The following is a 14,588-nucleotide window of genomic DNA, read 5'->3' as shown; positions in this document are numbered from 1 at the left end:
CCACTTCATCAAGAGGTCACAATCCGCAGGCAACATTGCTCTGCAGAAATGCTGCCACCCTTCCCTGGAAAACCGATGAAAATCCTCCTTACCCCCGCGATCCGACTCATGCAGCGCTTGCGCCTGCTGCCCAAATTCATGCTGGTCTGCCTGGTCTTCCTGCTGCCGCTGGCGCTGGCGACCACCCTGCTGATCTCGGAGCTGGGCAAGTCGCTGGCGCAGGCGCAGGATGCGCAGCGGGGCGTGGCCTATGTGCGCCAGTTGCAGGAAGGCACGCGGCTGCTGCAGCAACGGCGCGGCCTGGAACACTTGCGCCTGAGCGGCAAGGCGGGCATGGACAACTCGGCCCTGAATGCGCGCATCACGGCCGCACTGGCGTCCCTGGCGCGCTTGCCGGCCGGCGCCGGCCTGCCCCAGGCGGCCGAACTGACGCAGCAGTGGCAAGCCCTGCTGGGCCGCCAGGCGGGCCTCGCGGCGCGCGACAGCTATGCGGCGCACACGGCGCTGCTGCGCCAGGCGGCCAAACTGGGCCAGCTGGTGGCCGACCGTTCGCACCTGAGCCTCGACCCGGACGCGGGCGCCAACCACCTGAGCGCCGTCTTCACGGCCACCCTGCCCGATCTGGCCGAGAGCCTGTCCGACATCGCCGGGCGCGGCGCCGCCTACATCGACACGGGCCTGTTCGAAGCGAACGAAGATCAACTCGTCAACGCCAACGCCCTGATCGCGCGCCACGAACTGGAACGCCTGCCGGCCCGCTTCGACGAAATCCTCGCCGCCAAGCCGGCCTTGCGCGCCAGCCTGCAGCCGGCCCTGAAAGCCGTGCCGACGGCACTGGCCTTCCTCGAACGCACGAAAAATGAAGTGACCAATTCCTACGACCAGACCTCGGGCGCGCAATTCCACGCGGCCGGCATGCAGGCGATCGACGCGCTGCAGGCGCTGTCCGGCGCCTCGGCCAGCGCCCTGGACGACTTGCTGGCGCAGCGCATCGCGCGCGACGAGGCGCGCCGCGGCCTGATCCTGGCGGCCATGCTGCTGGTACTGCTGGCCGCCGCCTACCTGTGCGCGGGCTTTTATGCCGCGTTCGCGCGCGACGTGACGCAATTGCGCGTGGCCGTCGGCGCGGCGGCGGCGGGCGACCTGTCGCAGCGCATCACCTCGCAGGCGCATGATGAAATCGGCGACCTGGTACGCGACTTCGGCGCCATGACGCACGGCCTGGCCACGCTGGTGCAGGAAATCCGCGGCGGCGCGGCCGTCATCGCGGCGGCCGGCGCCGATATCGCGCAGGGCAATGCGGCCCTGTCCGGCCACACGGCCACGCAAGCGGACGCGCTGGGCGCCACCGTGGACTCGATGCGCGAGCTGACGGCCACCGTGGGCCGCAACGAAGCCCATGTAGGACAGGGACGCACCCTGGTGGCGACGGCGGCCGACGTGGCCCTGCGCGGCGGGCAAACGGTGGGCGCCGTGGTCGAGACCATGGCCTCGATCAAGGCCAGCTCGCACAAGATCGTCGACATCATCGGCGTCATCAACGGCATCGCCTTCCAGACGAATATCCTGGCCCTGAATGCGGCAGTGGAAGCGGCTAGAGCCGGCGAGCAAGGACGCGGCTTTGCCGTCGTCGCCTCCGAAGTGCGCAGCCTGGCGCAGCGCTCGAACGAGGCGGCGCTGGAAATCAAGCGCCTGATCGGCGATTCCGTGGCCACCGTCGATGCGGGCGGCGAGCTCGTCAATGCCGCCGGCAACACCATGCGGCAAGTCGTCGATGCGGTGCAGCAGGTGGCCGTGGTGATCGGGCGCATCAGCAGCGCCGGCGCCGAGCAGAATGGCGAGATCGCCCGCATCAACGGCGCGCTGGCGCAAATCGACGACATGACGCGCCAGAACGCGGGCCTGGTCGACGAGGCGCGCGCCGGTTCGCAGCGCCTGCACCAGGAAGGCGAGGCGCTGACGCAGGCCGTCAGCCGCTTCCGCCTGGGCGAACACGAGGCGCCAGCCGCGCGCCCGGCGCCCGCAGCAAGCATGCGCGACGGCTTGCCCAGCGTGCGTCCGGCCGGCCTGTGGAGCGCCAATAAGCCGCGCGTCATATCACAAAATCGCGCAGAACGGCGCAAGGCTAGCTAGGCTAAAGTGTGCATGTAGGACAAGGACTACAATTCCACCTCAAAAGAGACTACAAAGTGGCGACTGCTAATCTTATGTTCGCCACTTACATAAGCTTTTAAAGTAGCTACATCGCGATCTGCACCGCGCGGTCGAAAAAAAACGCCGTTATCCGATGGATGCGGCACAGCTTTCGACCAGCAACGCGGCAGTCGCACTCCGATGCAAAAAGCCTGTGAGGAATACTATGAGCCATACTCAACTTATCACCCCGGTCCAGAAGAACCAGTTGCTGCCGCGCGCCATGCCGGCGGCTGGCCGGGAAATCAAGCTTGCGTCGCGGGTTAGCCTCAGCAGTGCCCAACAAAATGAATTGCTGGCCGCCCTGCCACGCGCCGCGCTCGAATCGCTGTTCGAAGACCTGGAACTGGTGGAATTGCCTTTCGGCAAGGAATTGTATGCCTACGGTAACAACCTGGAATACAGCTATTTCCCCACCACCGCCATCATTTCGCTGCTGTACGTAATGGAAGATGGCGCCACGACGGAAATCGCCGTCGTCGGCCATGAAGGCGTGGCTGGTGCCTCGCTGCTGGCCGGCGAACGCGCCATGTGCACGGCCGTCGTGCAAAGCGCCGGCTACGGTTACCGCCTGAAAACGCAAAGCTTGCGCGACGCCTTCAATCAAGGCGGCGCCCTGCCCCAGCTGTTGATGCGCTACACCAACGCGCTGTTTGCGCAAATGGCGCAGAACGCCGTCGGCGGCCGCCACAGCTCGATCGAGCAAAAACTGTGCCGCTGGCTGCTGGACCGCCTGGACCGTTCGCCATCGAACGAATTGAAAGTGACGCAGGAGCTGATCTCCATCATGCTCGGCGTGCGCCGCGAAAGCATCACGGCCGCCGCCGGCAAATTGCAGGAAGAAGGCTTGATCCACTATCGCCGCGGCAATATCACGGTGCTGGACCGCGCCGGCCTGGAATGCTATGCGGGCGAGTGCTACAAGGTGGCCAAGACGGAATACGACCGCTTGCTGCGCGACGTGTCGCGCTGCTGAACCGCTGCTGATCTGCATAGATAAAAAAATGGCCGGGCTGCATGCCCGGCCATTTTTTTGCATCCAGCAACACTCACACGCTGGCGTCCTCGTCGAGCTCTTCCGGCTCCGGCGTCAGCGGCAGTGGAATCACGGCTTCCACGCAAGTGCCCTTGCCTTCCGGCCCTTGGCGCACGGTGAGGGTGCCGCCCAGCAGCAAGGCCCGCTCGCGCATGCCCAGCAAGCCGTGCGACATGGGTTTTTGCAACGCATCGTCGGTGATGCCGATGCCGTCGTCGATCACGCGCAGCACCAGGCCGTGCTCATTGCGCTTCAATGTCACGCTGACCATGCCGGCGCGCGCATATTTGAGGATATTCGTCAGCGATTCCTGCACGATGCGGAACAGGGCAATCGTCAGGGTGGCTTCGCGGTTGTCGATATTGATGGCCACGTCCGTTTCGCAGCGAACCGAGCTCATGCGCGCAAAATCCTCGCAATAGCTTTCGATGGCGGCGCACAGGCCCAGGTTATCAAGCAGGCTGGGGCGCAAATCCTCGACGATGCGGCGCTTCAGTTCCACCGTTTCGAGCAGGGTGGCCTTGGCGCGGCGCAATTGCGCGGCCAGTTCAGGCTGCGTGTGCGCCAGTTGCTGCGTGACGGCGCCCAGGTCCATGCTGATCGACGTCAAATTGGCACCGAGCTCATCATGCAGCTCGCGCGCCAGGCGCGCCTTCTCCACTTCATTGACGCTGATCAAATGGCGCGACAGCACGGATAACTGCTCCGTACGCTTGCTGACCGTCGATTCCAGCGTGTCGTTGGCATTTTGCAGGGCATACTCGACGGCCGCGCGGTTCTGGAAGCTGCGCCGCACCAACTGGTAAAACATGATCAGCACGAGGATGGCCAGCGCATTGATGCCGATGCCGAGCAGCACGGCTTTCTGGTACTCATGATAAAAGGCCGCGCTGCCGGACGTCAGCGCTTCATTCTGTTCGCGCGTCATGATCACCACCTGCAGGCGGATTTCATCCATGGTGGCGCGGTCATCGGTCACGCGCGAGATATTGACGATTTCAGCCAACCCGCCCTGCCTGTAGACCTCGATCGACTCTTGCAGCATCGACATCTTGCGACGGATCAAGCTTTTTAATTGCGCCAGGTTTTTCAGCTGGGTGGGACTGCCCGCGAGCAAGGCTTGCAGCTCGTTCAATTCGTTGTCGATTTCGGTGGCAGCCGTCTTCGACGGGCCCAGATACGTTTCGGAGCCGGAAATGAAATAACCGCGCAAGCTGCTTTCCGCATCGAGCACGAGCACGTTCAGATACTGCAGGCGATCGGCCACGCGGGCGCTCTGGCTGAGCAAGGCATTCGTGCCCTTCAGCGACTGCAAGTTGTGATAGAGGCTGAAACCATTGAGTACAAGCAGCAAGGCGCAAGTGACGCACAGGATCGTCTTGTACAGGGGCAGGCGGTGATGCGGGGCCGGTTCAGCGGTGAAATACATCCTGATGTGCATCCTTAGCAAGGTTCGGCGCAAGAAAAAGCGCCGGCGCCGGCCAATTATAGTCCTCGCCACAGACTGCTGCACTGCACAAGTCGTGCCGGCTAGCTGGCTGAGCGATCATGTTTCCATGATCGCACCCCAGCGCTAGTCAAGCAAATTGTTTTTCATTGCGTAATAGGTCAAGTCGCTGTTCGATTGCAAGCCCATTTTTTCCATGATGCGCGTACGGTAAGTACTCACCGTCTTGATGCTCAGCGACAAGGCCACGCCGATATCGGACACGGTCGCGCCGCGCGCCAGGCGCAGGAAAACCTGGAACTCGCGGTCCGACAATTCCGTATGCAGGGCCGCATTCGTGTCGCGGTCGAACGACTGCGCCAGCAACTCGCCCACGGTGGAACTGACATAGCGGCGCCCCTGGAACACGGTGCGCACGGCCGTCATCAGCTCGTCGGCTTCGCATTCCTTGTTCAGATAGCCATTCGCGCCCATCTTGAACAGGTTCAGCGCGTATTGCTGCGCGGGATAGCCGCTGAGTATCAGTACGGGCAATTCCGGCTGGCCCTGGCGGATCGTGCGCAAGGTATCGATGCCGCTCTGATCGGGCATGGCGATATCGAGCAGCAATACATCGCATATTTCGCGGCGGGCGATATCGAGCGCTTCGCGCCCCGTACCGGCTTCCGCCACCACACTGAAATCGCTTGACGACGAAAAAATCTGCTTGAATCCAGCTCGTACTATTTGGTGATCATCACAAATGGCAACGCGTATCATTGTTTCCCCTTAAATTTTCCTGGCCTGGGAAAGACTACCGGAACCTGCACGCTGCTCCGGCTTGGCGTCACTAACAAAAACGCAACATTAACATTATATTCAAAATATGGCGCCGCAGACTAACGGCAGCGGCCGGGCGGCAAGCCCATGCAATATAGTCAGCCGGTATCGGACAACCCGACCTATATTGGTACAAATCTTATTTTAGCAAGTTTAAAATCGCAATTAATTCATTGCGTATCCACACGCGGTCCAGCGGTGCTTCCTGCGGCACGACAGGCATGGCCGGCAGCACAGGCAATGCGTCGAGGACGGCATGCGATGCGCCACGGCTATCGAGCTTGTTGCGCGCGCCACTGATGGTAAAGCCCTGTTCATACAGCAATTCGCGGATACGGCGTATCAGCAGCACCTCATGGTGCTGATAATAACGGCGGTTGCCACGTCGTTTGACCGGCTTGAGCTGGGAAAACTCCTGCTCCCAGTAGCGCAGTACGTGCGGTTTGACGCCGCACAACTCGCTCACCTCGCCGATCGTGAAATAGCGTTTCGCCGGAATGGGCGGCAAGGCGATCAACTCGGTTTTACTGATGCGCTCGTTCATCGCCACTCACTCAGGCAGCACGTGCCAGCGGACTGGTCTCTTCGACCATGCTTTTCAGCTTCTGGCTCGCATGAAAAGTCACGACACGGCGTGCCGTGATGGGAATCTCTTCGCCCGTCTTCGGATTGCGACCCGGACGCTGCGGCTTGTCGCGCAACTGGAAATTGCCGAAGCCGGACAGCTTGACAGCCTCGCCACGCTCGAGCGCATTGCGGATCTCGTCGAAAAAGGTCTCGACCATATCCTTCGCTTCGCGCTTGTTCAGGCCCACTTGCTCGAACAGCAGTTCGGCCAGTTCCGCCTTGGTCAAGGTGGGTAAATCTTTTTCCGCTTCCTGGCGCACCTTGGCAACCAGCATGGCCCGATGCAAATCGGCGGCCAGTGCGGATTGCAGTACGGCGGAATCAACGTCGCTGTTATTAATTTTCCTGCCCTGCCTTTTCTGTGCGCCCGAGCCCGCCACATGGCAAGCTCGTCTACGGTTGACGACGGAAAGGCCGTCACGCAAGGCGACGGCCAGTCCGGTATTACGAACGCAGTTTCGCGTCGTGGCCCTGCTTGGCCGCATCGATCAGGACAGCCATCAAGCCATCGACGACATCGTCTTGCAGAGTGTTTTGAGTATCTTGCAAGCTAATCCGGAAAGCAAGGCTTTTTTCATCCGTTTCCAGCCCTTTTCCACGATATTCATCAAATAAAACAATGGCTTGCACGATACGCGCTGCAGCGCTTGCCTTGGCGGCGGCATGGAAGCTGTCGAGCAGATCCTGCACCGCTACCGATTGCTTGACGACCACGGCCAGGTCGCGGCTGGCGCCAGGGAATTTCGAGATTTCCTGGTACACGGGCACGACTCTTTGCGTCAGGGCGGCGGCATCCACTTCGAACAGCACGGGCGCCAGCGGCAAGTCGTACTTTTGCATCCAGCGCGGATGCAATTCGCCGATGAAACCGATGACCTTGCCATCGAGTTCCACGTTGGCCGAACGGCCCGGATGCAGGGCCGGGTGCTCCGCCTTGGTGAAACGCAAGACCAGCGGCGCGAACAGCGCTTCCAGGTCCGCCTTCACGTCGAAGAAGTCGACCGTGCGAGCGGGCTGGCCCCACTGCTCGTCGGCCACCGCGCCGTAGGCCATGGCCGCCACACGCTTCGGCTGGGCGTAACCGGCCACCGACAAGGGACCGTTTTCCACGCTGTCGTCGCGCTGGTAGATGGCGCCCACTTCGAAGATGCGCACGCGGTTCGTCTTGCGGTTCAGGTTATAGCGCACGTTGGCGATCAGGCTGCCGATCAGCGAGGAGCGCATCACGCTCATCTGGCTGGCGATCGGGTTCTGCAATTTGATCGGATTGGTGTTGCCCGAGAAATCGCGCTCCCATGCCGCATCGACAAAGCTCATGTTAACCACTTCCTGGAAGCCCAGGTCGGCCAGTTCATGACGTACCGCAAACAGGGAGCGGGTATTTTCTGGTGCAATCTGCATCACGTTCGCGGCCACGGGCGGCAGGGTCGGGATGTTTTCAAAGCCGTACACGCGCGCCACTTCCTCGATCAGGTCTTCCTCGATCTCGATGTCGAAACGGTAGCTGGGCGACGTCACGGAAAACACGCCGTCGGCCAGGGTGAATGGCAGGGCCAGACGCGTGAAGATATCGGCGATCAGCGCATCGTTGAGCGGCACGCCGATGACCTTTTGCGCGCGCGCCGTGCGCATCGATACAGGCTGGCGCTGCGGCAAGTTCACCACGTGGTCGTCAACGGGGCCGACGGTCGTTGCCGGCGTGCCGCAGATTTCCACGATCAGGGCCGTGATGCGCTCGATGTGCTCGACGGTGGTGGCGAAATCGACGCCGCGCTCGAAGCGGTGCGCCGCATCGGTCGAGAAATTCAAGCGGCGCGCGCGGCCTTGAATGGCGTTCGGCCACCAGAATGCCGCTTCCAGATAGATGCTGTCCGTATCGTCCGAGACCGAGCTGGCGTCGCCGCCCATGATGCCGGCCAGCGATTCGATTTCCTGCTCATCGGCAATGACGCCGAGCCATTCGTCGACGGCGATGGTGTTGCCATTCAACAGCTTGACGGACTCGCCCGCCTTGCCCCAACGCACGTCGAGGCTGCCGTGGATCTTCGCCAGGTCAAACACGTGGCTGGGACGGCCCAGTTCCAGCATGACATAGTTGGAAATGTCGACCAGGGCCGACAACGGACGCTGGCCGCTGCGCTCGAGGCGCTGCTTCATCCAGTCCGGCGTGGCGGCACGGGCGTTCAAGCCGCGGATGACGCGGCCCGTGAAACGGCCGCACAGGTCCGGCGCGCTGACTTTGACGGGCAGGATTTCGTCGCTCGACACCGGCACGGTGCGGAACTGCGGCACATTCAGGGTCACACCCGTGAGCGCCGACACTTCGCGCGCCACGCCCAGCACGGACAGGCAGTCCGCCTTGTTCGGCGTCAACTTGATGGTGAATTTCAAGTCGTTCAAGGCAAAGTAATCGCGGAAATTCTGGCCGATCGGCGCGTCGTCCGGCAATTCCATCAAGCCGGCGTTTTCTTCCGACAATTTCAATTCGCGCGCGGAGCACAGCATGCCTTGCGACTCGACGCCGCGCAGCTGGCCCACCTTGATTTCAAACGGCTTGCCATCGGCGCCAGGCGGCAGCACGGCGCCCGCCATCGCGCAGACCACTTTCAAGCCCGGACGCACGTTGGGCGCGCCGCAGACGATGTTGAGCATGGTGCCCGTGCCGACATCGACCTGGCACACATTCAGGCGGTCCGCATTCGGATGTTTTTCCATCTCCAGGACCAGGCCTACCACCACGTTCGAGAATGGCGGGGCGACGGGATCGACGTCCTCGACTTCGAGACCGGACATGGTCAGCAGATGGGCCAGTTCGTCCGAAGTCATCTTCGGATCGACCATGGTACGGAGCCAGTTTTCGGAAAATTGCATAATCAAGCTTTCAAATGTTCAATACGCGAGCATGCAAGGGCACGCTCCAGCGCATCGAGTGACATGGAATAATGAAACGCCTTAGTTAAACTGCTTGAGGAAGCGCAAGTCTCCCTCGTAAAACAGACGCAGGTCGTTGATGCCATAGCGCAGCATCGTCAAGCGTTCCAGGCCGGAGCCGAAAGCAAAACCGATGAATTTCTCGGGATCGAGGCCGAAGTTCTTCACCACGGTCGGATGCACCTGGCCGGCGCCCGACACTTCCAGCCAGCGGCCCTTCAAGGGACCCGAGCCGAAGGCGATGTCGATCTCGGCCGACGGTTCCGTGAACGGGAAGTACGATGGACGGAAGCGCACTTGCAAATCGTCCGTTTCAAAGAACGCCTTGACGAAATTCAGGTACACGCCCTTCAGGTCGGCAAAGCTGATGTCTTCGGCGATCCACAGGCCTTCGACCTGATGGAACATGGGCGAATGGGTGGCGTCGCTGTCGACGCGGTAGGTGCGGCCCGGCGCGATGACCTTGATCGGCGGCGTATGCGTGCGCGCATAGCGCACCTGCATCGGGCTGGTGTGCGTGCGCAGCAGCAAGGGCTTGCCATCGGTGTCGTTGCCATCGATGTAGAACGTGTCTTGCATGGAACGGGCCGGGTGGTTTTCCGGGCTGTTGAGCGCCGTGAAGTTGGTCCAGTCGTTCTCGATTTCGGGGCCGTCGGCCACGTCGAAGCCGATCGAGCGGAAGATTTCCTCGACCCGCTCCCACGTGCGCATCACGGGATGGATGCCGCCGGGCATGCGGCCACGGCCTGGCAGGGTCACGTCGATCGCTTCGGCGTTCAGGCGGCCTTGCATCTGGGCATCGGCCAGTGCATCACGGCGCGCCGTCAGCGCGTCCTCGATCTGCACTTTGACGGCATTGATCAGGGCACCCTGCGCCTTGCGCGCGTCTGGATCCAGTTTGCCCAGGCCCTTCATCATTTCGGTAATCTGGCCAGTCTTGCCCAGGTAGCGGGCTTTGGCGTTTTCAAGTGCGGCAGCGTCTGCGGCGGCGATAAAGTCAGCCTGAGCCGAGACGACGAGTTCTTCTAGGGAGTTCATGCGGCATTTCCTGTTTTGGACATCAATTCTGGACTCGGTTATCAAAAGTCCAACAATCAAAAACGGAAACGGGGCATAAGGTTCACACCCCTGCCCCGCTCTTTATGACGTCACCCTACGGATGACGTTCTGCAATCACCGATGCTTACGCAGCGATTTTTGCTTTAACTGCGTTGACAATCGCAGCGAATGCTGGCTTGTCCATCACAGCCATATCGGCCAGGACTTTACGGTCCAGTTCGATATTTGCTTTTTTCAAGCCGTTCATGAATACGCTGTACGTTACGCCATGCTCACGGGAAGCGGCGTTGATACGGGCGATCCACAGGCGGCGGAAAACGCGTTTCTTGTTGCGGCGATCGCGGTAAGCGTATTGGCCAGCGCGCATAACTGCTTGCTTGGCAACACGGTATACACGGCTGCGGCGACCACGGTAGCCTTTAGCTTGAACAAGAATCTTTTTATGACGGGCACGAGCTGTAACCCCACGTTTTACTCTAGGCATAGTAACTCCTTATATTGAGTGTGAGATTAAGCAGTCGGCATCATGCGGTAGACGGATTTCACGTCAGACGCAGCGACATTGGTGGTACCGCGCAGAGCGCGTTTCAGCTTGGTGGTTTTCTTGGTCAAGATGTGGCGTTTGAACGCATGACCACATTTAACAGTACCACCCGGGCGCACGCGAAAACGTTTTTTCGCAGAGCTTTTGGTCTTCATTTTAGGCATAGCAATCTGTCCTCTTACGGACAGCTCCATTTATAACAGGATTGCAGGTGGCAACACGACGCTGCGCTTAGATGCCTGCTTTCACATGCTGTGCAGCGGATGCGAGTCCGCTACAGTTCGCGCGGCCCGGACATTGCTGTCAGGGCCGCGCAAATTCTGCCTGGAATCGGGTGCCGCACCAAGACTGGCGCAAATCACGTCGACTCACAGTAAAACGCTATTGTAGCTTACTTCTTCTTCTTCGGCGAAAGAACCATGATCATTTGGCGGCCTTCCATCTTCGGGAACTGCTCGACCTGGCCATACGGCTCCAGATCGGCTTTCAGACGTTCCAGCATGCGGAAGCCAATATCCTGATGCGCCATCTCACGACCGCGGAAACGCAGCGTGATTTTGGTTTTATCACCTTCATCGAGGAACTTGATGAGATTACGCAACTTGATATTGTAGTCACCATCATCAGTCCCCGGACGGAATTTGACTTCCTTCACGAGGATGATCTTTTGCTTCAATTTGGCTTCGTGAGCTTTCTTCTGCTCCGAATACTTAAATTTGCCGTAGTCCATCAAACGGCACACCGGTGGCTGCGCGGTAGGCGCAATTTCCACCAGGTCGACGTTTGCCTCTTCCGCCAGGCGGAAGGCTTCAGCCAAACTTACGATACCGAGTGGCTCGTTATCGACCCCGCTTAAACGCATTTCAGGGGCAGTGATTTCGCCATTGATGCGATGTGACTTGTCAGTAGCTATTGTAGTTTCCTTTAAAAATCTTGTAAGACGGTCGTGCAGCGAGTTTCCTCGTCAGGCCTTGGTGTCGACTTCATGTTTGAGTCGCTCAATCAGGGCATCGACGGACATAACGCCCAGATCGATATTGCCCCGCGCCCGCACGGCCACTGTATTTGCATCCCGTTCTTTGTCGCCAATTACTAAGATGTAAGGCAATTTTTGTACGGAATGTTCACGTATTTTATAGGTAATCTTCTCGTTACGCAAATCAGCCTGTACGCGCAGCCCCGCTTTGCGCAGTTTTGTTGTAACTTCCTGTACGTAGTCGGCTTGAGCGTCGGAAATATTCAACACCGACACTTGCACTGGCGACAACCACAACGGCATGGCGCCCGCATAGTGTTCGATCAGGATGCCGATGAAACGTTCCAGCGAACCGACGATCGCGCGGTGCAACATGATCGGCACCTGACGCGTGTTATCCACGGCCACGTATTCGGCGCCCAGGCGGCCCGGCATCGACGGATCGATCTGCACGGTGCCCACTTGCCATGCGCGGCCCAGGCTGTCTTTCAGGTGGTACTCGATCTTCGGACCGTAGAACGCACCCTCGCCCGGCAATTCCGTCCATTCCACGCCACAGGCGCGCAGAGCCGAACGCAGGGATTCCTCGGCGAAATCCCACGACTCTTCCGTGCCGATGCGGTTATCGGGGCGCAAGGCCAGCTTCACATCGATATTCGTGAAGCCGAAGGCCGTGTACACATCCATCGCCTGCTGGTGGAAGGCCGTCACTTCGCCGGCGATCTGCTCTTCCAGGCAGAAGATGTGGCCGTCATCCTGCGTAAAGCCGCGCACGCGCATCATGCCGTGCAAGGCGCCCGACGGCTCGTTGCGGTGGCATTGGCCGAATTCGCCGTAGCGCAATGGCAGGTCGCGGTAGCTGCGCATGCCATTGTTGAAAATCTGGATGTGGCCGGGGCAATTCATCGGTTTCAGCGCATACGCGCGGTTTTCCGATTCCGTGATGAACATGTTTTCACGGTAATTATCCCAGTGACCGGTTTTTTCCCACAGGCCACGGTCGAGAATTTGCGGCGCCTTGACTTCCTGGTAGCCGTTGACCTGGTACACATTGCGCATGTATTGCTCGACTTGCTGCCAGATCGACCAGCCTTTCGGATGCCAGAAGATCAGGCCCGGCGCTTCTTCCTGGAAATGGAAGAAATCGAGCTGCTTGCCCAGCTTGCGGTGATCGCGCTTTTCCGCCTCTTCCAGGTTGTGCAGATACAGTTCCTGGTCTTCCTTCTTGGCCCAGGCCGTGCCATAGATACGCTGCAGCATCTCGTTTTTCGAGTCGCCGCGCCAGTAGGCGCCGGCCAGCTTCATCAGCTTGAACACTTTCAGCTTGCCCGTCGACGGCACGTGGGGGCCGCGGCACAAGTCGGTGAACTTGCCTTCGGAATACAGCGACACTTCCTGGTCAGCCGGAATCGAACCGATCAGCTCTGCCTTGTAGGCTTCGCCGATACCCTTGAAGTACTCGATGGCTTCGTCGCGCGCGACAACCTTGCGCGTGACTTGCTCATCCTTCTTGGCCAGTTCCGCCATTTTCTTTTCGATCGCCGTCAAATCTTCCGGCGTGAACGGACGCTTGTAGGCGAAGTCATAATAAAAGCCGTTGTCGATCACGGGACCGATGGTCACTTGCGCGTCCGGGAACAATTCCTTGACGGCATAGGCCAGCAAGTGGGCCGTCGAGTGGCGGATCACTTCCAGGCCATCGGCATCCTTGTCCGTGACAATCGCCAGTTCCGCGTCTTGCTCGATCAGGTAGGAAGTATCGACCAGCTTGCCGTCGACCTTGCCGGCCAGGGCAGCCTTGGCCAGGCCGGTACCAATATTGGCCGCAACCTGGGCCACGGTGACCGGGCCGTCAAATTGACGGGCGGAACCATCGGGAAGTCGGATTGTAAGCATATTGATCTCCATATCGGCGCTGGCGCCAGGTAAAACTGCGATGTGATGGGTAAAATACTGAAAGGAAAACGCAGACGCAAAAAAACGCGGACTAGCCGCGTTTTTCACTTTCTTGAGACAAAGGAAACCCGTTCGACTAGCGTCACTCCCAAAGCTTGGTAGTAGTTCGCGGTGTCATAACCGGTTTACCCTTTCTCTCTAACTGCATTCTGGTGGGCGGTGAGGAATTCGAATCCCCGACCCCTTGGATGTCGACCAAGTATTCTAACCAGCTGAACTAACCGCCCGTAAAACTTTTGTTGATCATTGTATTTCAAATGACTGCTTGCGGCTTGCGCCAGCTTAAAAACCATCTACTGCCAAATTCTGGTGGGCGGTGAGGAATTCGAATCCCCGACCCCTTGGATGTCGACCAAGTATTCTAACCAGCTGAACTAACCGCCCCGAAGACCAGCATTATAGAGAGGCTTTCCCAGAATGACAAGGGCTGTTTTACAGGAAACTTTAATCTGTTTTTGATCCGCTTCCCGGGCGTCAGCCCTCTTTATACAGAGTCGGCCCGGCACACACGGAATGCCGCTAGAATCGCGGCATGAACTCCACCATATTAGCCTGGCTGAAAACCCTGAGCCGCATCTGCGGTTTTGAAACGGCCGACTCCTTCCCGCCCGGCCACCCGTATGCGCGCACGCGCTGGGACGCCGCGTATTTCGATATCGCCTCCGACGTGAAGCCCGACGAGATCGAACGGCGCATCTGTGCGGCCATCGCCAACACGCCGAGCGTCTTCGCCTATATCACCAATCCCACGCCGCGCATGCAGCGCGCGCTGCTGAACGTGATCCACGACCGGCTGCGGCGCCAGCCCGGCGCGGGCGCCACCGACCTGGTCTTGTTATTGATCCATGCCTACGCCAGCGACCACATCACGGAAGCCGTGCCCGGCCTGCGCACCCTGATCTTCAACACGGAACATGAAGACACGAATCTGCGCGTGCATGCGATCCTGGAATTGCTGGTGGGCACGCCACGGGGACTCGACGTCATCGACATGTAGCCG

13 protein-coding genes and 2 tRNA genes are annotated in these 14,588 nt (G+C 59.8%); 3 read left to right on the top strand and 12 right to left on the bottom strand.

Features of this window, described 5'->3' with window-relative positions; genetic code table 11:
- The first annotated feature begins 75 nt into the window (after positions 1–75).
- Together ACP7DW_RS16220 and ACP7DW_RS16215 are read left to right on the top strand one after the other, a co-directional pair.
- Positions 76–2,133, top strand: a complete 2,058-nt coding sequence (locus ACP7DW_RS16220; protein WP_426055232.1) for a methyl-accepting chemotaxis protein — start codon at positions 76–78, stop codon at positions 2,131–2,133.
- Between the two features lie 226 nt (positions 2,134–2,359).
- The gene (locus ACP7DW_RS16215) at positions 2,360–3,169 is read left to right on the top strand and encodes a Crp/Fnr family transcriptional regulator (protein ID WP_077406202.1); all 810 of its coding nucleotides are present in this window, start codon (positions 2,360–2,362) and stop codon (positions 3,167–3,169) included.
- Between the two features lie 73 nt (positions 3,170–3,242).
- On the opposite strand, the gene ACP7DW_RS16210 is transcribed toward ACP7DW_RS16215, so the two are convergent.
- The 12 genes from ACP7DW_RS16210 to ACP7DW_RS16155 form a co-directional block, all read right to left on the bottom strand.
- A complete protein-coding gene (locus ACP7DW_RS16210) occupies positions 3,243–4,658 on the bottom strand; it encodes a sensor histidine kinase (RefSeq protein WP_298404214.1) in 1,416 nt (471 codons plus the stop codon).
- Between the two features lie 144 nt (positions 4,659–4,802).
- Positions 4,803–5,435: a response regulator gene (locus ACP7DW_RS16205; RefSeq protein WP_034783185.1), complete on the bottom strand. Its 633-nt coding sequence runs from the start codon at positions 5,433–5,435 to the stop codon at positions 4,803–4,805.
- Between the two features lie 199 nt (positions 5,436–5,634).
- Positions 5,635–6,039 (bottom strand): MerR family transcriptional regulator, encoded by a 405-nt coding sequence (locus tag ACP7DW_RS16200; protein ID WP_426055233.1) that lies wholly within the window; start codon positions 6,037–6,039, stop codon positions 5,635–5,637.
- A gap of 10 nt (positions 6,040–6,049) precedes the next feature.
- A complete protein-coding gene (locus ACP7DW_RS16195; protein WP_010399205.1) occupies positions 6,050–6,397 on the bottom strand; it encodes an integration host factor subunit alpha in 348 nt (115 codons plus the stop codon).
- A 169-nt stretch (positions 6,398–6,566) separates the two neighbouring features.
- Positions 6,567–8,993 (bottom strand): phenylalanine--tRNA ligase subunit beta, encoded by a 2,427-nt coding sequence (gene pheT, locus ACP7DW_RS16190; protein WP_426055234.1) that lies wholly within the window; start codon positions 8,991–8,993, stop codon positions 6,567–6,569.
- 81 nt (positions 8,994–9,074) lie between these two features.
- The gene (gene pheS, locus ACP7DW_RS16185; RefSeq protein ID WP_034751917.1) at positions 9,075–10,091 is read right to left on the bottom strand and encodes a phenylalanine--tRNA ligase subunit alpha; all 1,017 of its coding nucleotides are present in this window, start codon (positions 10,089–10,091) and stop codon (positions 9,075–9,077) included.
- 145 nt (positions 10,092–10,236) lie between these two features.
- Entirely contained in the window at positions 10,237–10,596 is a 360-nt protein-coding gene (gene rplT / locus ACP7DW_RS16180; RefSeq protein WP_010399214.1) for a 50S ribosomal protein L20, read from the bottom strand.
- Positions 10,597–10,622: 26 nt separating this feature from the next.
- Entirely contained in the window at positions 10,623–10,820 is a 198-nt protein-coding gene (rpmI, locus tag ACP7DW_RS16175) for a 50S ribosomal protein L35 (protein WP_010399216.1), read from the bottom strand.
- A 227-nt stretch (positions 10,821–11,047) separates the two neighbouring features.
- Positions 11,048–11,608 carry a translation initiation factor IF-3 gene (gene infC / locus ACP7DW_RS16170; protein ID WP_426055504.1) on the bottom strand — a complete coding sequence of 187 codons (561 nt, stop codon included), beginning with the start codon at positions 11,606–11,608 and terminating at the stop codon, positions 11,048–11,050.
- Positions 11,609–11,620: 12 nt separating this feature from the next.
- Complete coding sequence (thrS, locus tag ACP7DW_RS16165; protein ID WP_426055235.1) at positions 11,621–13,528, bottom strand: threonine--tRNA ligase; 1,908 nt, start codon at positions 13,526–13,528, stop codon at positions 11,621–11,623.
- A 210-nt stretch (positions 13,529–13,738) separates the two neighbouring features.
- Positions 13,739–13,815, bottom strand: a tRNA-Val gene (locus ACP7DW_RS16160).
- An 80-nt stretch (positions 13,816–13,895) separates the two neighbouring features.
- Positions 13,896–13,972 (bottom strand) — tRNA-Val (locus ACP7DW_RS16155).
- A 148-nt stretch (positions 13,973–14,120) separates the two neighbouring features.
- Here ACP7DW_RS16155 and ACP7DW_RS16150 point away from each other — a divergent pair.
- Complete coding sequence (locus ACP7DW_RS16150) at positions 14,121–14,585, top strand: hypothetical protein (protein ID WP_426055236.1); 465 nt, start codon at positions 14,121–14,123, stop codon at positions 14,583–14,585.
- Positions 14,586–14,588 lie beyond the last annotated feature (3 nt).

Source organism: Janthinobacterium sp. PSRC1-1, from assembly GCF_049897525.1.
Lineage (GTDB): Bacteria > Pseudomonadota > Gammaproteobacteria > Burkholderiales > Burkholderiaceae_D > Janthinobacterium > Janthinobacterium tructae.
This window is presented reverse-complemented; position numbering and strand designations above follow the sequence as displayed.